The sequence below is a fragment of the Pseudomonas sp. SWRI22 genome (assembly GCF_014268395.2).
Classification (GTDB): domain Bacteria; phylum Pseudomonadota; class Gammaproteobacteria; order Pseudomonadales; family Pseudomonadaceae; genus Aquipseudomonas; species Aquipseudomonas paracarnis.
The window spans coordinates 869173-891110 of record NZ_JABWQK020000001.1 but is presented as its reverse complement, the minus strand read 5'-3'; the positions used below and the strand labels follow the sequence as shown (position 1 = coordinate 891110).

Sequence of the window (21938 nt, the reverse complement as noted above, 5' to 3'; positions counted from 1 at the left end):
GTGCAGGATGACCCTGGATCGGTACCTGTTAATTCTGACAGTAGGCAATGCCCGGTTTCAGGTGTTTGATAGCGCCAACAACACCCTTCGTAATTACGTGATTTCGACCAGTTTCACTCGGGCGGGCGCCGTAGTCTTGGATGAGTCATTGCGCAGGGTGTGGACCATCATTTATATGCCCACCATTTGGGGAGCAGCTGCCGCACCCGCTGCTCGCCAAACCGATCATCAATCAACATCACCACCCCCCGATCCTGTTGGCTGCGAATCACCCTCCCCGCCGCCTGCACGACTTTTTGAATACCCGGGTACAGATACGTGTAGTCGTACCCCGCGCCGAAAATCGCGCCCATGCGCTGTTTCATCTGCTCGTTCACCGGGTTGAGCTGGGGCAAGCCCAGGGTGGCGATAAACGCGCCGATCAAGCGCGCGCCGGGCAAGTCAATGCCTTCGCCGAACGCTCCGCCCAGTACCGCAAAGCCGATGCCCTGGCTGTGCGGGGTGAACTGGTCGAGAAAGGCCTGGCGCTCGGCCTCGGCCATACCTCGGGATTGCAGCCACAGCGCAATCTGTGGGTGTCGCTCAGCCAGTAGCTGCGCGACCTGTTGCAGGTAATCGAAGCTGGAGAAAAACGCCAGATAGTTACCCGGTTGCGCGGCGAACTGCTGGGCGATCAATGCCACGATGGGTTCCAGCGATGCCTGGCGATGCACGAACCGCGTGGAGATCCGCTCAACGATGCTCACCTGCAACTGCTCGGCCTTGAACGGTGATTCAACGTCGACCCAGGCGGTGTCCGCTGGCAGGCCCAGCAAATCGGCGTAATAGTGCCGTGGGCTCAAGGTCGCGGAAAACAACACGCTGCTGCGCGCAGCGGTCAGCCTGGGCCGGATGAACTCGGCCGGTACCACGTTGCGCAGGCACAGGGTCGAGCTGCTGCGCTTGGCGGTGAACGAGCGCTTAGTGATATCGAAAATAAAGTGCTCGTTAAACAGCTCCGCCACTTTGGCCCATTGCAGCGCGTCGAAGTAGAAGGCTTGCAGGTCACCGGTGAGGGCATCGGGGTGATCGTTGAAGTAATCGCCCATGGCGCTGGTGCACAGGCTCAGGGCCTGGAGCAGTTTGTCGGGTTTGGCGGCGTAGGCCTGATAAGGCGCCAGTTGATCCTTGTGCAACGCGTTCCACTCACGGTTGAGGCGCTGCAAGGGTTTTTTCAGCGCTTCGGGTGCACTGTCACGCACGGTCATGAGGCTGTATTGATCCAGGCTGGCGCTGTACATCGAGCGGGCTCGCTCGACTAGGTTGTGGGCTTCATCCACCAGCACCGAGACCTGCCATTGGTTGAGCTGGGCGAGGCCGAACAGCATCGCGCCAAAGTCGAAGTAATAGTTGTAGTCGGCGACGATCAGGTCGCTCCAGCGCGCCATTTCCTGGCTCAAATAGTACGGGCAAACCTGATGGGCCAGCGCCACGTTGCGCAGGCTTTGCTGATCGAGCAGGCGCACCTGGGACGCGGCCTGGCGGGCAGCAGGCAGGCGGTCGTAAAAGCCCTTGGCCAACGGGCAGGAGTCGCCATGGCAGGCTTTGTCCAGGTGTTCGCACGCCTTGTCCCGGGCCACCAGTTCAAGCACACGCAGTGACAGCTCGGGGCTGCTGTCGTACAGCACCTGGGCGGCATCTAGGGCCAGCTTGCGCCCGGGCGTCTTGGCGGTGAGGAAGAACACCTTGTCCAGTTGCTGCGGCGCCAAGGCCTTGAGCTGCGGGAAGATAGTGCCGATGGTCTTGCCAATGCCGGTGGGCGCCTGGGCCATCAGGCACCGGCCGGTACTCACCGCTTTGTAGACCGACTCGGCCAAGGTGCGCTGCCCGGTACGGAAGTCGGCATGGGGGAATGCCAGGCTCTGCGCGCCAGCGTTGCGTGCCGCGCGGTGCTGCATCTCCTGCCGGGCCCAGTCCAGGAACAGCGCGCATTGTTGCTTGAAGAACTGCTCAAGGTCTGGCGCATCGAATCGCTGGTTGAGCAAGGTTTCGCCTTCGCCGACGATATCGAAGTACACCAGCGCCAGGTCGATCTCACTGAGCCCGAGCTTCTGGCACATCAGCCAGCCATACACTTTGACCTGGGCCCAGTGCAGTTGCCGATGGTTGGCGGGCTGGGCAGCGAGGTCGCCGCGGTAGGTCTTCACCTCTTCGAGGCGGTTGCTGTCGGGGTCATAGCCGTCCGCCCTGCCCCGTACTTTGAGTTGCTGGTACTCGCCTTCAAGCGCCACTTCACTCTGGTAGTGCGCATTGCGCCGTGACGCTACCGTGCGATGGCCGACGATGCCTTCCTGGGCACTGGGCGACGGCGTAAAGCGCAGGTCGAGGTCACCGACCTTGGCCGTGAACTCACACAGCGCCCGCACGGCCACGCTGTAACTCAAGCGGGTTGCTCCGCCCAGCGCACGTAGCAGACGGTGACTGGCATCTGGTGCTCGCCGCAGAATTGCAGCCAACGCAACTGGTTGTCTTGCAGGCGGTCGCCGGGGCCTTTGACCTCGATCATGCGATAGGTATTTTGCGCGGGCCAGAACTGGATAAGGTCCGGCATCCCGGCCCGGTTGGCACGGATATCCTGCAACAGGCGCGTAAACCAATGGCGCAAGTGTTCGGCGGGCAGGCAGGCCAGGGCTTGCTCCAGCAGTTCTTCGCTGAGCAGGTTCCAGAACACAAAAGGCGACTGAATGCCCCATTTCTCTACATAGCGTTGGCGGATGCTAGCCTTGTAGCGACCATCCTTCAGTTGTGCAAAGCACGCGGCAAACAAAGCTTCTCGACGTTGATAAAAGTCCTCGCTGTGCAAATCCGCCGGCCCACGCTGGAACGGGTGGAAGAATGCCCCCGGCAGCGGGGCGAAAATCGCCTCCCAGCACAGCAAGCCGAACAGCGAATTGATCAGGCCATTCTCGACGTAATGCACGGGCGCATCCGGTTCGCTCAGGTGCGCCAGCACACTGGATTCCACCGACAGCAGCGGTTCCTGCATCAGTGCCAGGTCCAGGCGCGCCACCGCTTGGGGTTTGGCCCTGGGCAGCGCCGGCCCGCCAAGTTTGCGCCGCAGGCGCGGCACTACCCTTAGCAGCTGTTGGTGTTCTGCGGCGCTGTGTGGGGCCTGCTGTGCCTCGGTCGCCAGGGCCATGGCTTGGGCGTAATCCTCCTGGCGCTCCAGTACGCGAATCAGCCGCGCCCGGGCACCGGGGTGCGTGCAACCGCGGTAAATCTGTTCGGCCAGCGCCAGCTCGGCGCAGCGTTCGCAATACTGGCCGATCTGGAACAACAGCTTGGCGCGGCGCTTTTCCAGCCAGGGGTTGTCGGTACACAACGTGGCGACCTGCGCCAACACCGTATCCAGCGCTTCACCGGCTTCAAAGGCTTGCTGGCACTGGTTCAGGAACAGGAACCCATGCACGTCGTCCCGGCTGCGTAACCCACGCGACTCGGCGCAGAACTCGACTTTTTCATAGGTGTAGATGCCCAGGTCTGCCAGCACGAATTCCGACCAGTCCTGGTGCAGATTGCCGAAGAACATCAGGCGCAGGCGATCACACAACTCCATTACCGTCAGGCTGTAGAGCGCGTCGTCTACGTCGGGGCACCACTGGGCAAAGCTGCGCGGCTCGGTAAATTGCGCGGCCAAAGGTTCAAGCCAATCGGCCTTGTTACCCTTGGGTTGGTCGATCCAAGGCTTGAAGGCGCCGAGCAATTCACTCTTTTGCAGCAGCGCGAAGAGGGTGGCAAACGGCAGCGGGCTTTGATCCTCCACCCATCCCAGCTCACGCAATGGCCCTGCCGCCGCATGGGGGCAACCGATTTCCAGGTAATGGAGTTTAGTGGCGCGAAAATGCACGCCCTTGCGCATCACCATGCGCACCAACAACGCCTGGGACGCCTGTGGCAACCTGTCAAATTGCTGAATGAATTGCTGTTCGTGCGCATTGAGCAAATCGGCGTAGCGTTGCCCCAACCAAACCAGCACTTGGCGGAAGTTATGCAGGTAATACAAGGGGTCTTCGAGGGGGTTGGCCATGGTGCAATGCAATCAAATACTGGTTATGCATACAGAGTGCCGGGGCAAAGCCGTTGTTGCAATCAGTAATAGATAAATGGCGCCTGCAACTTTTTGCAAAAAAACAATCTGATGAGTGGGTTGATCGCGTAATATTTATGGCCCCGCAAGCAGACGCTGCGGGACTTTTCAGGGTTAAAGGTAAGGGTTATGAACATGAAGAATTTGGGTCTGCCACTGGTTGCACTCACTTTTCTGGTATTGGCCGGTTGCTCCACGCAAACCGTGGTGACCTTGCAGAACGGCACGCAGTATTTGACCAAGGACACGCCCAACGCCAAGACCGCCGACGGCTTCTACGAGTTCACCGATATTGCCGGCAAGCGTATTCGTATCAAGGCCGATGATGTGGCCACGGTGCGTAAGGAAAAATGATCATCTAGCAAAACCCATCAAATGTGGGAGCTGGCTTGCCTGCGATAGCGATTTTTCAGTCACCGCATGGCTGTCTCGACCGCCGCCATCGCAGGCAAGCCAGCTCCCACACCGAATGCGTTAGCTGATGACTATCCCCTCCCCCGACAAGCTGCTCACACCCACCAGCGTCACCGAATCCGTCCCAAAGCCAATGACGGTATCCCCGCCCACCACCTTGATGTGATCGCGGTAATCATTGCTGCCCGCCACGTCGTTGAACACCAGCTTGTCCGTCGCCTGGTAGCCGATCACCCGGTCATTGCCAAACTGCCCGCTGAACAAAAACGTGTTGTGCCCACTGCTGTCGCGGATGGTGTCATTGCCCTTGCCACCTTCGATAAAGTCCGCGCCCCTGCCGCCTTTGATCAAGTCGTCGCCGTCGCTGCCGATGATGAAGGTATTGCCCTTGTGCGCCTCGGCATTGCGGTTGAGGTCTTGCACCCAGGTGGTGGCCCTTGCCGGGTCGGACAGGTTGGCGACTATCACCGTGGAGTCGCGGGTCATCTGTTCGTAGAACCCCGAGTCGAGGATACGGGTCATGCCGTCACCGTAACCGGTGGGCAAGTGCGAAACCCAAGTGGGCAGGTTGAGGATGGAAAACGGCAGGACGTTCCACAGGGATGAGGCGTAGTGATCGTTGAAACTGACAATGTTGTCGGTGCTCGATTCGTGGGCCTTGTCGTGCACGCCCAGGGACGACAGGTTGAATGACGAGCCATCCAGGGCTCGGAATACTGGATCGTTTTCATAACCGACGTTAAGCACCTTGTCGCCGGCGCTCTGGGTCGGCGATGCGTAGGCCACGTAATTGGCGTCTTTATAGAACCCCGACCAAGTACTGTCGCTCAAGTCGGCCATGCTGTTGACCGCCATGCCGCCCAGGCTGTGGCCGCTGACCACTACGTCATTGCCGCCCAGGCCCTGGGCAGTGGCGTAGTCCGCCACGTTCTTGAGCAACCCGCCAAAAGCCTCCCCCGCGTAGTTCTTGGCATAATCCTTGGGCCCGAAGGCGGCGAGCAGGTCGTTGATCACATCGCCGATGGAGTCGGTGATCACGTTTTCCCGAGGCCCTGAAGTGCCGCGGAAACTGATGCCGATTTCCAGCAGCTTGCCAGCGTCATCGTACTTGCCCAGCACCTCGGCCTGCGCCGTGCCGTAGCCGAATTTTTCGCCAAAGTAGGTGCCGCGTGCATCGACCTTGCCGCTATAGCCCAGGGTACTGGCGCTGATGGGCGTCCAGCCGGCTGCTTGCACCGCCTCAAGGGCGGCTTTTTCCGAGTCGGGGTTCCAGGGAATCCCGGGGATGACCCCTTGGGCATTGCTGCCGCCAATCAGCGCGCTGACCAGGGTGGCCGGTAACCCAAGCCCGAGGCCATTGTTCTGGTAGCCGACGGCAAAGCCGTTATCCAGGTTGTGGTAGGAATACAGCGTGATCGCCATGGCATCAGCGAACAACGCCTTGGAGCCCTCGGTACCGAGGTTTTTATAGTCAAAGATACCCATTGGTAGTGCCTCTCTGTTGTTGGATTTGTAGAGAAAGCCAAAACACCTGTTATCCGTTACCACCTGTAGGAGCGAGCTTGTGTGGCGAGGGAGCTTGCTCCCGCTGGGCTGCGCAGCGGCCCCAAAAACTTGCGGGCGCTGCGCACCCGAGCGGGAGCAAGCTCCCTCGCCACAACCAACTGCACCTGGCCTTTAGAACGCCCAGTCCAGGCTCAAGCCGACACCGTGCACCTTCTCCTTGCTGGCCAGCAGGCCGTTGTAATCGAAGTTCACCCGCGCATCCTTGCTCAATGCCAGGCTGACCCGTGCCCCGACCAACGCCGCATCGCGCACCATTGGCGCACTTTCCACCGTGAACGAAGGGCCGCCCGAGGCAAACGCCAGGTGCTGTTCCGAATCGGTGCTGCTCAGGTTGTGCTGCCAGCCCAGGGTGCCGGAGACTTCCAATTGCTGATGGTCGTTGATATTGAAGGTCTTCAAGGCACGCATACCCAGGGTGCTGAGCACCAGGTCACGGCTGTCGTCGCCACTTCTCAGCGCGGCGGCGTCGCCCTTCTCTTTGAAGCTGTCAGTTGCCAGGTGCACGTAGGCCAGGTTGGCGAACGGCTCCAGGGCCAGTGGTTGCAGGTTGATGCGGTACGCCGCTTCCGTGAACACCTGGGTACTGTGGGCATCGACCTTGGCTTTTTGCTTGCCGCTGACATCGCCGTATTGCAGGTCGCGTTTGACATCGGCGCGGTGCCAGCTGTAGGTCGCGCCGCCACTCAGGCGCCAGGCGCCGATTTCATGCCCGGCATAGGCGCCGAAATGGTAGCTGTCGACCGAGGCGCGGCTGTGGGTGCCGCTGCCCATGTTCAACGACGTGTCGCTGTAACCGGCCACTAGGCCAATGCGTGTGGCCTCATCGACGGCGCCGTCCACACCGGCGAGCATGCCGCCGATAGAGGTGGTGTAGCCCGCCGTGTCGTTGCGGCTGTCGGTCTTGCCCCATGCGCCCAATGCCTTGACCCACACGTTGCCACGGCTGTCGATGGCTTGGCTGGTAGCGCCCATCTCGCCATTGCGCAGACGCTCGCCCACCGCTTCGCGTACGTAGCGGCTGTCATTGACCAGTGCGGTTTCCAGCGCCGGGTAGACTTCCCCACTCAGTTGCTGAAACGCGCCCTGGGCCGAAGCGGCCGTGGGTGCCAGCAGCAGGCTTTCATACACACCGTTGCCCGCGCCCAATTGCTCGACGGCTGCGGCCACGGCGCGCTGGTTCGGCGTGGCGGCCACACTGGCGAAGCTGTTGGTGCGTGCCACATCCAGCTGCACGCCGTTGGCGGCATAGTTCAAGGTACCGCCGACAAACAGGTAGTTGGGAACCACTGCCGCGAAGCTGCCGGTGACGCCACCTGCCGCTTGCAGGATGTTGTATTGGCGGCCGATCAGACTTTGGGCCTGGGGCGCGCTCAACAAGGTCGGGCTGTTTTCCAGGGCCAGGGTCACGGTGCCGCCGTTGAGGGTGGCCGTGCCGCCCGCGACGATACGATCGCTGCTGGTGGGCGACAGTTCTACCGCATAGGTCGAGCCCGGTTCAAAGTTGACGTTGCCCGCCACGTTCAAGGTGCCAATGGAATTGCCCGGTGCCACAGTACCGCCGCTTTTCGCGCTCAGCGAACCGATACGCCCCGAACCACCGACCACGCCGCTCTGGCTCACGGTGACGTCGGAGGTGACCGAACCGTTGATCGCCAGCAAGCCCTGGTTGACCAGCGTCGGCCCGCTGTAGGTGTTGGCGCCGGTGAGCACCAAGGTACCGATGCCCTGCTTGGTCAGGCCGCCATGGCCCGAGATGTCGTTGCTCCACACATCCCGCCCGCAGTGCAAGTCATCGCACACACGCTGGGTGGGTTTGCCGGCATCCACCACCGCGCCGACGCCCGGCAGGTCCGCCACGAACTGGCCGCTGCCGTAGGCGCCGTCGATACGGAACTCGGCCGGGATATCCTCGGCGGTGATAAACATCCCTGGGCCGTTGACCGCCTTGCCCAGGTTGATCATGCCCCAGCCATAGAGGGAGTCGATGCCCGGCGCGCCGAGGTCGGTGGCGGTGGTCTTGAGCACGGTGGAGATCTGGTCGCCGCTCATGTATTGGAAGCGTTCCATCAGCACCGCTGCGCTGCCGGCTACGTGAGGCGCGGCCATGGATGTGCCGTTGAAGTTGGCGTAGTCGTTGGTGAGGTTGTCCAGGTTGGTGCCGTTGATGATCGAGCTGTAGATCTTGGTGCCGGGCGCCGATACGCAAAAGCTCGCCGCATAGCCACAGCGCGACGAGAAGGTGCTGATCACATAGGGGTTGGCACTTGCGGTGTCCGGGTTTTGCTGCAAAGCGGCCACCGACAGCCAGTTCGGGGCAATCTCCGGCACAAAGTACGCCAGACCGGAAATGGCATCCGGGTTGTTACGGTTGTAGTCATTACCCGCGGCGAAGATGGTCAGCACACCGCTGCGGGCCGCATCGATGGCGCCTTGATAAGCCCCCCCTGCGATTGTGCCGAGGATCGGTCGAATGGTATTGAATTGCGCCTGGGCTTCGTTGACGGTGAAATTGGGAAACGCCGGATCGCGCCCGCCCTTGGCGTACTGATCACCGATGCCGATACCCCAGCTGTTGTTGATGATGCGAGCGCCGCTGGCAACCAGCGCATCCCAACCGGCTTTGTACACCGCGCCATCGTTGCCCAGGATAATTCCGTCTTCCGGGCCCGGGTCACCGTTTTCGGCACTGATGATTTGCGCATTGAACGCCACGCCATGCATCGGCCCGCCATCGCGGTTACCCGCAGCAATCCCGCCGACATGCGTGCCGTGGTTGCCCAGCTTGCCATTGGAGCCCAGGGACGGAGTGCCGTCGTAACGGAATGCATCTCCGGCCTTCACCGGGATATACGGGTCGGTGTATTGGCGGATGCCCTCGGTGACAATGGTCACCACTTTGTTGGGGCTGGCGAATTCCGGATGTGGCGCATACACCGGCTGGTCGAAGATCCCCAGCTTGACGCCCTTGCCGGTATAGCCGGCCGCATAGGCGGTGTCGGCGTGCACGGCGCCCAGGCCCCAGTCGGCCTTGAACTCATTGCTGCGCCAGCTGGCGGCGTCGCCCAGTTTGCCGGTTTCCACATAGGGTGCAGCCTGGGCGGTCCCCAGGCTTGCCAGGCAACACAGCAACGCGCCGTATGGCACGCAGCTCAGCGCCTTGAGCGGATAGCCCGGGCCTGTGTGGATGGCGGTAGTTAACCCTGACTTGCGTTTTTTCACGGTGACCTTCCTTAGTTTTCTTATTGCACGTGTGTAAATCACTTTCTCCAGAACACCGCCGCTGATCGTTCCCACGCTCCGCGTGGGAATGCGGCCCCGGACGCTCTGCGTCCCAAAGCGTGACGCGGAGCGTCACAAGAGGCGTTACCACGCGGAGCGTGGGAACGATCAGCGGAGCGTGGGAACGATCAGGCTCGCGGTGTCTTCAGAACTGCCAGTTCAGGCTCAAACCCACGCCCTGGGCTTTCGCGCGCCCACCCAGTTGGCCGTTGTAATCCAGGTTGACCCGTGTCGATGCATTCAGCGCCAGGCTGGCCTGCACGCCCACCAGGGCGGCATCGCGCAGCAACGGTGCACTGCGCACCGCAAATGAAGGCCCGCCTGCGACAAACGCCAGGTGCTCTTCGGACTCCACCGCCGTCAGGCTGTGTTGCCAGCCCAACGAACCGGACAGGTCCAGTTGCTGGTGGTCATTGAGGGCCAGGGTTTTCAGGGCACGCACGCCAAGGGTGCTGAGCACTGCATCACGCCGGTCGCTGCCGCGTTCCAGGGCAGCGGCGTCGCCTTTTTCGTGGAAGGACTCGCTGTTCAGATGCACATAGGCCAGGTTGGCGAACGGCTCCAGGGCCACCGCTTGCAGGCGGATGCGGTACGCGGCTTCGGTGAAGACTTGCGCCGTGGTCGCGTCCAGCTTGGTTTTTTGCTTGCCGCTGACATCACCCCATTGCAGGTCGCGCTTCACGTCGCCGCGATGCCAGCTGTAGGCACCGCCGACGCTCAGGCGCCAGTCACCCAGCTCGCGCCCGGCGTACGCGCCAAAGTGGTAGCTGTCGATGGACGCCGATGAATGGGTACCGCTGCCCATATTCAGCGAGCTGTCGCTGTAGCCGGCGACCACACCCACGCGGGTCTGCTCATCCAGCGCGCCATCCACGCCCGCCAACAGGCCACCGATAGAGGTGGTGGAACCCGCCGTTTCAGTGCGGCTGTCGGTCTTGCCCCAGGCGCCCAGCGCCTTGAGCCACAGGTTGCTTTCACCGGTCACTGGCACATGGCGCAGGCGCTCGCCCACGGCATTACGCAGTTGCAGGCTGTCGTTGATCAGCATCGCACCCACGGCGGGGTAGATTTCCCCGGACAGTTGCTGCAAACCCTGCTGGGCGGTGGCGACTGACTGCGACTGCAGCAGGCTTTCAAACACTGGGTTGCCAGCGCCCAATTGCTCGGCCGCCGCCGCAACGTTGCGCTGGTTGCGGGTCGCGCCGACGCTGGCGAAGCTGGCGCCATTGCGCCCAACATTCAGTTGCACCGCATTGGCGGCGTAGTCAAGGGTGCCACCGAGGAACAGGTAGTTGGGCAGCACTTGCCCGAACTGGCCCTGGATACCGCCCGCTGCCTCGAGAATCGAGTATTGGCGGCCAATCAGGCTTTGCGCCTGGCTCTGGCTGAGCAAGGTCGGGCTGTTTTCCAGCGCCAGCGTGACCGTGCCGCCGCCCAGAACCGCCTGGCCGCCGGCAACAATGCGGTCACTGCTGGTGGGCGTCAGCTCCACGGCATAGGTAGAGCCGGCGCCGAGGTTTACGTCCCCTGCCACTTGCAAGGTGCCCACGGAGTTGCCCGGGGCCACACGGCCGCCGTTGTTTACCGACAACGCGGCGATACGCCCGGAACCGCCGAGGGTGCCGCTGTCATTCACCGTCACTGCCGAGGTCAGCGAGCCATTGACGGCCAACAGACCACCGTTGACGAGGGTCGCACCGCGATAGGTGCTGTCGCCGCTGAGCACCAGGCTGCCGGCACCGGCCTTGATCAGGCTGCCCTCGTACACGCGGTTGGCAGCGGCCTGGTCGCGGGCGCTGCCAATGGCGTAATCGGTCTGGTCCTGCTGGCTGGCAGTGGCGCCCACGCCGTTTTGCCAGCCCTTGTCGATCAGGGTTTGCTGCCAGGCAGTGTGTTCGGCGCGGTCCTCGGCCTGGCGCTGAAGCAGCGCCTGGTCGGAGATGCCATTGCTCCACACATCGCCCTGCCCGGCGGCCAGGTTCACCTCCATAGGCCCGAGCAATTGCCCCGGGCCATGCATCGCCCGGCCCAGGTCAGGCACACCCCAGCCGACAATCGCATTGGGCGCCTGGGTGATCGAGCCGTCGAGCTGCGTGGCGGTGGTCAGCAGCACCTGCAAGGCTTGCTCGTTGGTCATGTAGGGATAACGTTCCATCACCAGCGCCAACGCGCCGGTGGCATGGGGCGCTGCCATCGAGGTGCCGGACTTGACCCCGTAACCACCGTCGGGAATGGTGCTGTTGATCAACGCGCCCGGCGTGGAAATGCACCAGTATTTGGCGACGCCGCACTTGTTGTATTTCTGGTTATTGGCCTTGTCCAGCCCAGACACGGCAAGCCAGTGGCCTTCCAGTTCCGGCTGGAAATACGGCAAGGCCGAGCGCACGCTCGCGTTGGCATAGCCGCTGTTGCCGGCGCTGAACACATTGATCACGCCAGCCTTGGCCACGTCCGCTGCCGCGTCCAGCCAGGTGCCACGGTTGTAATGCTGGGCATACGCCGCGTGCATGTTGTCCAGGGTCTGGTAGCTGACGTCCTTTGGCTGGCTGCCCCAGCTGTTGTTGATGGCGCGCACGCCGGAGTCCACCAAAGCGGTGTACACGGTCTTGAAGTATTTGGGGTCTGGCGTCGGGCCGAACAGGAAGCTGTCGTTGGCGTTGGTGTTGCCCACAAAAACTTGCGCGTTGTAGGCCACGCCATGCATGCCCACGCCGTCGCGGGCGGCGCCCATGGTGCCGGTGACGTGGGTGCCGTGGGAATCATTGTTCGGGTTGAGCGCGCCCGTGGTGGTGAAGGCGCTGCCATCGACATAGGTGCCAGTGGCAGTGACCGGGTGGAAACGGTCTTTGGAGGCTTCGGGGTGATTGGCATCGAACCCTGAGTCCAGCGCGCCGATTTTCACGCCTTGGCCGCTGATCCCGGCGGCGTAGGCTTCATCGGCTTTCATGCGGCCCAGGCCCCAGTCGCTCTGGTACTCGGCCGAGCGCCAACTGGCGGGGTTACCCGGCTGGCCGGTCTCGGTGTATTGCGCCTGTGCCGCAACGGACAGCAAGAGCAAGGAACCTGCGGTGAAGGGTTTGAAACGCGGTGAATCGGTGATCATGTGCACACTCCCTATTATTGTTATTCCCTGCCCTGTGGCGAGGGAGCTTGCTCCCGCTGGAGTGCGAAGCGCTCCCTAAAAAAGCCGGCTCCAGCTTCGCTGTCGAGCGGGAGCAAGCGCCCTCGCCACAAAACACGCGCTCCTACAGTTTTCCATCCGGGCCGAAGGCTTCGTCCACTTTGGCCAAGTCGGTATCGCGCAAGTTGCCCGCGTAGTAGTGCAATTTGGTCCAGGCCATCAAGTAGTCATAACGTGCCTGGGCCAGGTCGCGGCGGGTGCTGTACAACTGCTGTTCGGCGTTCAGTGCGTCGAGGTTGACGCGCTCGCCGCCGAGAATGCTTTGCTTGGTCGACACCACCAGCGCCTCCGCGGATGCCAGCGCTTTCTGATAGGCGCGCAACTTGCTCACGCCTGACAAGCACGCGCTGAACTGGCGACGCAGTTCGATCAGGGTTTCGCGGGTCTTGCCCTCCAGCTCGTACTCGGCCTGCTCCATCGCACGGCTGGCCTGGCGGGTGGAAGCCGAGATACCGCCACCGGCATACAGCGGCATGCTTACTTCGACGCCGATGGTGTTGGTGTCGTAGCGCTGGTTATAAGTGTTGCCGCTGTCGGACTCCTGTTTGCGCGAGGTGGCATACGCGGTGATTCGCGGCAAATGCCCGGCGCGGTTGCGTTCCACTTCATAGCGCGCCACTTCCAGGGACTGGCGCTGCGAAGCCAGCACCGGGTTGTTGGTGAGTGCCAACTCATGCCAGGTGTCGTAATTGGCCGGGGTCAGGGTGAACGCGGCGAAGCTCTGGTTCAGGGGTGCCAGATCGCTGATGTTGACGCTTTGCACGCCGATCAACGCGCCCAGTTCCCGGAGCGAGGCGTCCTGCTCATCCAGGGCCTGGATCTCTTCGGCGGTGGCCAGCTCATAGCGCGACTCGGCTTCCAGGATATCGGTGCGGGTGCCCTCGCCTTGCTGGAACAGATGCCGGTTCTGCTGGAACTGTTGTTCGAACGCCTTCTTCTTGGCCCTGGCGATGTCGATCTGGTCCTGGGCGAACAGCGCCTGGGTGTAATAGCTCAACACCCGCACCAGCAACGCCTGGCTCTTGTCCCGAAAGCTTTCATCGGCGAACAGCGCCTGGGCCACGCCCTTGCGGTAGTTGGCATAGGCTTCGTAATCGAACAGCGGCTGTTGCAGGCTGAAGGTCGAGCCGTAGCTGTTGTAGTTGCGGTCGTCGCGGTAACTGCCGCCGCGCCCGTCAGGCAGGTGCGCTTCGGAGTTGTTGCGGCCCTTGTTGTAGTTGTAGGACAGCCGCGGCAGCAAGCCGGCGCGGCCAATGGTGCGGTTTTCCAGGCCGGCGTCGCGCTCCTTGATGGCGCCCAGGAACACCGGGTCGTTGCGCAGCGCCTGCTCATACACATCGAAGGGCCCCATGGCTGCCTGGGCACTGCCACACACCAGCAACAGCGAAATGAACACTGGCTTCATGCTCATTCCTCGGTCAACGCGGAGCCGGCGCGGTCCAGCAGCGGCTTGAACAGGTAATTGAGCAAGGAACGCTCACCAGTGCGCACGAACATCTCGGCGGGCATGCCGGGCTTGATTACCAGGCCGTTGAGTTTTTCCATGGCCGCCTCGCTGACGCTGGTGCGCAGCACGTAATACGGCGCACCGGTTTTTTCGTCGAGCATCTGGTCGGCGGAGATCAGGCTGACTTCACCCGGCACCCGTGGCGTGCGGCTTTGGTTGAAGGCGGTGAAGAGGATGTCGACCGGCAAGTGTGTGCCGACCTTGTCCACCAGGTGCACGGGCAAATGCCCTTCCACTTCCAGGCGTGTGCCCTGGGGCACGATCTCCAGCAGGGTTTCACCGGCGCGCACCACGGCGCCTTCGGTATGCACGCTGAGGTTGACCGCGATGCCATCGGCCGGCGCGTTGATCTCGCTGTGTTGCAGGTTGAAGCCGGCGGAGGTCAGTTGCTGCTCCAGGGTCAGGGCGCGCAGTTGCGCGTCGGCCAGTTGGCTGCGCACTTCCTTCTGATACTCCTCGCCGTGCTGCTGCAATTTGAGCCGCGACTCGACAATGCCCTGCTCTATCCGGCCGCTTTCCCCGGCGTTTTGCGCCAGGTCCTGCTGCACCTGGGACAACTGGCGCTGATAGTCCATCAGCCGGTTGCGCGGGATATAGCCGTTGTCGGCCAAAGGTTGCAGATTGCTCAGTTGCGCGCGCAGGGATTGGGCCTGGGCGGTCAAGTCACTGCGGGCACGGCGCATACCGCTCAACTGTGACGTGGCGCCTTCGATGCTGGCGCGGATCCCGGCTTGTTCACGGGCAAACGCGTCGCGACGGCTGCTGAACAACTGGCGCTGACCTTCCAGCACCAGCATCAGGGCCGAATCGGGATTGGCGCTCAGCTCAGCAGGAAAGGTAATACCGGGCAGGTTGTCACGCTCGCTCTGCCAGCGCGCCACGCTGGCCCAGGCCATGCGGTACTGGGCTTGCAGCGATTGCACATCGGCCTGGTTCTGGGTCTGGTCAAGACGGAACAGCGGCTGGCCTTGCTTGACCAGTTCGCCCTCTTTTACCAGGATGCGGCTGACCACACCGGGGCTGAAGGTTTGTACCGCCTTGCGCTTGCCCGACACCACCACGGTGCCTTGTACCGGGATGCCCTGGTCCAAGGGTGCAAGGCTGGCCCAGAGGAAAAACCCACCGGCACCGACAATGGTCATCACCCAGCCCATTTTTACGAAAAAGCCGGCATCGCGTTCTTTGATTTGAGGTTCAACGGTAAGGCTGCTCATGCGCCTGGATTCCTTCCGGCCTGGTACTGACGACTGAAACTGACACCGGTTTTTTCTTTCGGCGCTTCCTGCTGCCCGGACAACGCCCGCAGCACCTCTTGGCTGGGCCCGAACGCTTGCAGTTGGCCTTCGCCGAGCACTAGCAACTTATCGGCCTGGGCCAATGCCGAGGAACGATGGGTGACCAGCACCACGCTGCTGCCCTGGGCTTTCATCTGCATGATGGCGCTGGCCAATGCGGCTTCGCCGACGGTGTCGAGGTTGGAGTTGGGTTCGTCCAGCACGATCAGGCGCGGCCCGCCGTATAGGGCGCGGGCCAGGGCCACGCGTTGTTTCTGGCCGCCGGACAAGCCACCGCCGTTGTCGCCCAGCACGGTGTCGTAGCCCTGGGGCAGGCGCAGGATCAGTTCATGCACACCGGCCTGTTGCGCGGCCTTGACCACCAGCTCCGGGTCGGCCTCGCGAAAGCGCGCGATGTTGTCGGCGATGCTGCCGCTGAACAGCTCGATGTCCTGGGGCAAATAGCCGATATGCGGGCCGAGGTCGTCGCGGTTCCAGCGGTGAATATCCGCGCCGTCCAGGCGCACGGTACCAGCCAGGGTCGGCCATACGCCCACCAGCACGCGAGCCAGGGTGGACTTGCCGGAGCCCGACGCACCCAGCACGCCCAGCACTTCACCGGCAGCCAGGTTGAAGCTGACCTGATGCAGGGTCGCCATGCGTCGCCCCGGCGGGCCGGCGCTGACCTGCTCGAAACTGACCTGGCCGTGGGGCGCAGGCAAAGCCATGTGCTCGACCTCTGGCGGGAATTCGCGCAGCAGTTCGTCGAGGCGCTGGTAGGCCAGCTTGGCCGAGCTCCATTGCTTCCACACTGCAATCAATTGGTCGATGGGGCTGAGTACGCGGCCCATCAAGATGGAGCCTGCGATCATCATCCCGGCGGTCATGTCGCCCTTGATCACCAGGTAGGCGCCCAGGCCCAGCACCAAGGATTGCAGGCACAGGCGCAGGGATTTGCTCAACGAGGTGATGATCGAACCGGTGTCGCTAGCCTTGTTCTGCAAACCCAAGAACTGCGAATGCACGCCAAACCAGCGTTGGCGCAGCGCACCAAGCATGCCCATGGCCTGGATGGTTTCGGCGTTGTGCAAATGGCTGGTGGCCAGTTGGGTCGACTGCTGCGAAAAACCGCTGGCCTCGCCCAATGGCTTTTTGGTCAGGTATTCGTTAAGGCACGCCAGGCCAATCAACAGTACCGCGCCGGCCGTGGCCAGCACGCCGAGCCACACGTTGAACAGGAAAATCACGAACAGGTAGATCGGGAACCATGGCGCATCAAAGAATGCGAACAGCGCAGGCCCCGTTATGAATTGGCGCAAAGCGGTCAGGTCGCCCAAGGATTGCCCGGCATGCCCCTGGCCACGCTGCAAGTTGCGCTCGAAGGCGGCCTTGTACACGCGCAAGTTGAAACGTCGCTCCAACTGGCTGCCAATGCGGATCACGATGAAGCTGCGCACCACTTCCAGCAGGCCGATAAACGCAAAGAAGCCCACGACCATCAGCGTCAACATCACCAGGGTGGTTTCATTCTGGGAGGACAGCACACGGTCATACACTTGCAGCATGTAAATCGAGGGCACCAGCATTAACAGGTTAATCAATGCCGTGAAACAGCCAACGCTGATCAAAATACTCTTGTATTCACCCAGCGCCCTGAATAAGGGCGCCACCCCATGGGACTTCGCCATATTAATTGTTTTTCCTTGCAGCGAATTACGCAAAAGGGTCTCCCCTACCAAGTAGGGTACGGCCGCCTAACAAATCGAGTTATATGCTTATAACTTTTAATTAAGGTTTACGTTGCAGCGTTACAACTTCGCCAGCTTTAGTGCGGGCTTGATAGTCGCCCTCTTTCTGGCGATTCAAATGGGTGATCCCTGAGCCATCAGCGTTAAACAGCCAGATACCATCCGGGGTGGGCGACCACGTCAGCGGCTTGTCGCCCAGCCATTGCTCGGCACAGGCGATATCGCCTTCCAAGACGTTGGCTTGCTCCACTAACTTGAGCGCGCACACCTGATCCTGCTGCTTCAGTTCCCACTGCCCGGCAAGCTGCGCGGAAGTGGGTAATACAAGACTGCTAGCCATTGCGTGGGCTCCTGCCGACACGAACAACACCTGCACAACACAGGCGATCAAAGGGGAAAAACGTGGCATATCCAACTCCAGCCTGGAGCGCGGCGCCGAAGCGCCGCGCGCTTTACATCAGGCTACGATGTCACTGGCAGCCGCCTGGCCAACGGTGGTGACGAGGAAATCCGCCACGCCGTGCCCGGAGAAGTCCACCGCCAAGGTGCCCAGGTTGGTACCTGAGGCATAGGTCAGTACAGCATCGCCGGCATGCCCGGTAAATGCGTTGACAAAGGTCACGCCCGCACCCTTGGTGATACCGGACAGGTCGATCTTGTCCGAACCGGAGGTGAAGTCGAAGATCTTGTCCGCAGCCCCTGGCTTGGAGTCGGAACTGGCACCGTACACGAAAGTGTCGCTGCCAGCGCCGCCCCACAGCTGGTCTGCACCGCCGCCGCCGTAGATGAGGTCGTTGCCGGCCCCGCCCTTGATGGTGTTGGCAACCTGGTTACCAATGATCAGGTCGTTACCCGAACCGCCGAACGCGTTCTCGATGGTGACGCCCTTGGCGATGGACACGTTGCCCACCAGGCCGCCCACATCAGAGAACGAGGTGGCAGTGAGGTTGATCTTCTGGTTCTGGGTGAAACCGGAGAAGTCCAGGGTGTCGTTGCCGCCACCGTCCCATACCGAAAACACCAGCTTGTCGGCATTGGACGTGGCGCTGAGGAAATCACGCCCGGTGTTGGAGTTGAACCCGTAAGTGGTGTCAGTGGCGCGGGTGTTGAAATTGGCACCGTAGAGCTTCTGGATCGCCGCAATGTCGTCGATCAGCGGGCCGGAAGCGTAAGCCTCGACGCCGCCCTTGCTGAAGTTCTGGTTGGTGTTGCTCTCGCTCCAGTAACTCATGAGGCTATAGCCACGCGTGTCCTGTCCATAGGTTGCGTCGTTATAGGTCGGGTTGCCGTTCCCGGCGTTGTAGTCGCCAGGGTGAGCCAGGCCCAGGGTATGGCCGATTTCGTGGGTCAGGGTCTGCCGGCCATAGTTGTTCAGGTCCGGAGTCTTGTTCGGCGTGTAGCTGTTGTTGGTCAGGTACCACGAAGTGCCGTCGTACCCAGCACCGGTACCGGGCAGGTAAGCGAAGGCCGCCGCGCCGTCCTGGCCGCTGCTGTAGTTGCCGAAGGTCATGTGGCCGTCACCGCCGGAAGCCTTTTCGGTAAAGGTCACGTTGGCGACATCCGCCCAGGATTGCATGGCCAGTGCGGCCTGTGCTTTCTGCTGGGTGTTGAATTGGCTGAACCCGGAGATGCCATGTTTGTTCATGGTGCTCTGGGTAGCCGAGGTGAGGAAGGTGTAGGTCAGATCGATCTTGCCGTTGCCATCAAAGTCCCGGTACGCAGCACCATCCCGCAGCAGCTGGGTCGCTGCCTGGTCCACGGTGTAGGACGGTTTGCCATTGACCGTGAGATTACCGCCACGGTCATACAAATGGCTGAAGCTATCGATTTGCGAGTAAGCAGTGCTGGCTTGCGCGGCAGATACAATAGCCTTGTCTTTTACTTTTGACATAAACGTACTTCCTTGTTTGCAAGTGCATCAGTCTTTGTTCGATAGGAACCTCGCGGGCGAGGATAGTCCTATCACTCACCTCTTTTGAAGGCGTAAGAAAACTGACACAACTTGAAATCTTTCGTCTACATCTATTTCCATCGCACAATTGTGACGCAGGTTCAAGTTGCAGAAGTCCCACGCAGTGTTTATTGGGGGCCGTTGCGTTTATGTGGCCGAATCGGCGCACACCACTATTTAAATATTAAATACAAGTAAAGCCGCTCTAAGCGAACGGCTCACTTGATTAATGGATCCAATATATTGTCACGGTGTCATTAGCAACATTAAAGAGCCACTATTCGCACTATTAAAGTGCGCTGTCCCCCATTACCGGGACATACTCCAGCCACACTGTTGCAGCGCTGCCAAGAGGGTTTCGCCAGCCAGGCCCGGCACCTCGACGCCGTCTTGGGTGGTCATGTCTTCACCTGCCAGAATGGCGTTGATGATCGCCTCCTCCACCGCCTCTGCCGCCGCGCTGAACAGCGGCGAAATATGGTCGTTGTTGACCATCTGCAACCCGGTGCTGAGGGGCAGGTCCTTGCGCCCATAGTCGGCCGGCGGCAAATCACGGTTACCGGTGGCAAACGCCAGGAACAGGTCCCCGCTGGAATCCTCGGTACCGCCACCGGTGCGCGCAATGCCGATGGACGCGCGCTGCGCCAGGCGCTGGCATTGGTGGGGCAGCAAGGGGGCGTCCGTGGCGATGATCACCACGATGGAGCCCATGCCGGGGGTGCCTCGCTCGGCAAAGGGCGAAGCAATGTCCATCAAGTGACGGCCCACCGGGTAGCCATCGACCCGCAGCTCCTGACGCTTGCCATGGTTGGCCTGCACCAGTACGCCGACGGTCCAGCCGCCCTGCTCTGCTGGCAACCGCCGTGACGCCGTGCCGATGCCGCCCTTGAACTCGTGGCAAATCATGCCGGTACCACCGCCCACCGCGCCTTCCTGCACCGGGCCGCTTTCAGCCTGGTCCAGAGCCTGGCGCACATGCTCTGGGCGCACGTGCTGGCCCCAGATATCGTTGAGCAGGCCATCGTAGGTTTCCATGACCACCGGCATGCACCAGTACACCGCAGGGTCCGCCAGGCGCTCGCGCTCCAGGGCGATCAGGCTGTCGCGCACCACCCCGATACTGTGGGTGTTGGTGATGGCCATCGGCGTGGTCAACAGCCCCGCCTCGCTGATCCACTCAAGGCCCGTGGCGTCGCCGTTACCGTTGAGCACGTGGTAGCCGGCAAAACACGGTTGCTGCCGCGCTTCCCCGGCTCGCGGCTGGACCAGCGTGACGCCGGTGCGCACCTGCTTACCGTCCACACAGGCTTTGAGCGTCGAGTGACCGACCCGAACACCGGGAACATCGGTGATGGCATTGAGTTCGCCGGGCATGCCCAACCCCAACGTAATGCCCAATTGACGTGCACGCATACCCACTCCTTACAGTTTCTGGAACGCCGGACTCAACCGGCCACTGATGCAATACAAGATCACCGACAGGGCCAGCAAGCCGATGATAATCATGATGTCGCGTACCGAGGCCTCCAGGATCAAGGTGACCAGCAGGTAACCGGCACCCAGTACCGCCAGCAATGCCGGCAGCGGCCATAACGGCATGCGATAGGGATGCTCGCGATCACGCAGCAGCACCCGGCTCATCAGCGCGCTCAGCGCCACCACCAGGTACACCAGCATGATCAGCAGCACGCTGAACGAGGTCAGGTCGGCCAGGTTAGAACTGAAGCTCAACAGCGCCGAGGGTATCGCCAGGAACAGCGTCGCCAGCCACGGCGAGTCCCAGCGCGGGTGAATACGCGTGAACAGCTTGTTGATGCTCGGCGTCCACAGCGCATCGCGACCGCTGCTGAACACCACGCGGCCAATCTGGATCACGATGGCAACGATGGCGTTGAACACCGACAGGAAAATCCCGGCACTCACCAGCCGCGACAAGGTTTCATTGCCATGACTGGTCAACAGATAGCCGATCGGGTCGGGGCTGCTGATCATTGCGCTCAGGGACGGCGCGCCGATCAACAGCGCAGTGATCGGCACCAACTCGATGACCACCACCAACCCCAACGACCATAGCACCGCCTTGTGCACGCCCTTGCCGCCGCACTTCATGTCTTCGGCCAGCAACACCGCCGGGCCGTAGCCGTTGAACGAGAACAGGCCGATGCCGACGGCGCCGATCACCAAGGCCCAGGGCGCCAGGTGCAACACGCCGTTTTCGACGATCTGCGGCTGCAACAACACACTGGCCGGTTGCACCGGGTTACCGAAGCCGATCACCACAATCACCAGCAACGCCGCCACTTCCAATAGCAGGCAGGTGCCGGTGATCCAGGCGTTGAGCTTGATGTTGAGGATGCCCAGGGCGTAGCTGCACACCACGATCACCAGGGCGACGGTTTGCGAATCGAATGTCGTGCCGAGGGCGTTATTCAGATAAGTCGCCGCACCGGTCGCCAATACCGGCGGGATAAACAGCAACATCACCAGCACCGTCAGGAAGGTGGCGTAACCGGCCATGCCGCCAAACACGCGCTTGGCATACACATACTCGCCGCCGGCGCTGTTATGGGCGCGGCCGAGTTCGGCGTAACAGAAGGCGAACATCAACGCGAGCAACGCCGCCATCACAAACGCCAGGAACACGCCACTGCCCGCCTGCTGGATGGCAAACGGGGCGATCACGAAGACGGAACTGGCCGGCGTTACCGCTGAAACGGTAATCGCCACGACATCAAAGACGCTCAGGGTGGGCTTGAGCACGCCATCGGGCGCAGGGGTGGCACTCATATCGTTATCCTCTGTCGTTGTTTTTGGTGTGAGGCAGAAACGAAAAATGATTGTTCCTCGGGATATGCTTCCCGTTGGACAGTGTCGACGTTATCGGCTGGTGGG

Annotated in this window: 13 protein-coding genes; 1 reads left to right on the top strand and 12 read right to left on the bottom strand. The window is 61.7% G+C overall.

Features of this window, described 5'->3' with window-relative positions; genetic code table 11:
• Positions 1 to 167: 167 nt before the first annotated feature.
• Positions 168 to 2423, bottom strand: a complete 2256-nt coding sequence (locus HU730_RS03685) for an ATP-dependent DNA helicase (protein ID WP_186527748.1) — start codon at positions 2421 to 2423, stop codon at positions 168 to 170.
• Positions 2420 to 4066 (bottom strand): VRR-NUC domain-containing protein, encoded by a 1647-nt coding sequence (locus tag HU730_RS03680; RefSeq protein WP_186527747.1) that lies wholly within the window; start codon positions 4064 to 4066, stop codon positions 2420 to 2422. The genes HU730_RS03685 and HU730_RS03680 overlap by 4 nt, the downstream gene beginning before the upstream one ends.
• A 189-nt stretch (positions 4067 to 4255) precedes the next feature.
• Here HU730_RS03680 and HU730_RS03675 point away from each other — a divergent pair, with 189 nt between their 5' ends.
• Positions 4256 to 4480: a YgdI/YgdR family lipoprotein gene (locus HU730_RS03675; RefSeq protein WP_003191162.1), complete on the top strand. Its 225-nt coding sequence runs from the start codon at positions 4256 to 4258 to the stop codon at positions 4478 to 4480.
• A 120-nt stretch (positions 4481 to 4600) separates the two neighbouring features.
• On the opposite strand, the gene HU730_RS03670 is transcribed toward HU730_RS03675, so the two are convergent.
• From HU730_RS03670 to HU730_RS03625, 10 genes are all read right to left on the bottom strand, one after another.
• On the bottom strand, positions 4601 to 6025 hold the full coding sequence (locus tag HU730_RS03670; protein WP_186527746.1) for a lipase: 1425 nt from the start codon (positions 6023 to 6025) through the stop codon (positions 4601 to 4603).
• 192 nt (positions 6026 to 6217) lie between these two features.
• On the bottom strand, positions 6218 to 9325 hold the full coding sequence (locus HU730_RS03665; RefSeq protein WP_034127690.1) for an autotransporter serine protease: 3108 nt from the start codon (positions 9323 to 9325) through the stop codon (positions 6218 to 6220).
• 205 nt (positions 9326 to 9530) lie between these two features.
• Positions 9531 to 12488 (bottom strand): autotransporter serine protease, encoded by a 2958-nt coding sequence (locus tag HU730_RS03660; RefSeq protein WP_186527745.1) that lies wholly within the window; start codon positions 12486 to 12488, stop codon positions 9531 to 9533.
• Between the two features lie 142 nt (positions 12489 to 12630).
• Positions 12631 to 13971 (bottom strand): TolC family outer membrane protein, encoded by a 1341-nt coding sequence (locus tag HU730_RS03655; protein WP_034127692.1) that lies wholly within the window; start codon positions 13969 to 13971, stop codon positions 12631 to 12633.
• 2 nt (positions 13972 to 13973) lie between these two features.
• Positions 13974 to 15287 carry an HlyD family type I secretion periplasmic adaptor subunit gene (locus HU730_RS03650; RefSeq protein ID WP_096143117.1) on the bottom strand — a complete coding sequence of 438 codons (1314 nt, stop codon included), beginning with the start codon at positions 15285 to 15287 and terminating at the stop codon, positions 13974 to 13976.
• The gene (locus HU730_RS03645; protein ID WP_034127694.1) at positions 15284 to 17035 is read right to left on the bottom strand and encodes a type I secretion system permease/ATPase; all 1752 of its coding nucleotides are present in this window, start codon (positions 17033 to 17035) and stop codon (positions 15284 to 15286) included. The genes HU730_RS03650 and HU730_RS03645 overlap by 4 nt, the downstream gene beginning before the upstream one ends.
• A 100-nt stretch (positions 17036 to 17135) precedes the next feature.
• The gene (locus HU730_RS03640) at positions 17136 to 17504 is read right to left on the bottom strand and encodes an AprI/Inh family metalloprotease inhibitor (RefSeq protein WP_057977338.1); all 369 of its coding nucleotides are present in this window, start codon (positions 17502 to 17504) and stop codon (positions 17136 to 17138) included.
• Between the two features lie 48 nt (positions 17505 to 17552).
• Positions 17553 to 18986, bottom strand: coding sequence for a serralysin family metalloprotease (locus HU730_RS03635; protein ID WP_054898106.1), 1434 nt, complete (start codon positions 18984 to 18986; stop codon positions 17553 to 17555).
• Between the two features lie 369 nt (positions 18987 to 19355).
• Positions 19356 to 20459 (bottom strand): P1 family peptidase, encoded by a 1104-nt coding sequence (locus tag HU730_RS03630; protein WP_186527744.1) that lies wholly within the window; start codon positions 20457 to 20459, stop codon positions 19356 to 19358.
• 9 nt (positions 20460 to 20468) lie between these two features.
• Positions 20469 to 21833: an APC family permease gene (locus tag HU730_RS03625; RefSeq protein WP_034127698.1), complete on the bottom strand. Its 1365-nt coding sequence runs from the start codon at positions 21831 to 21833 to the stop codon at positions 20469 to 20471.
• Between the last annotated feature and the right edge of the window lie 105 nt (positions 21834 to 21938).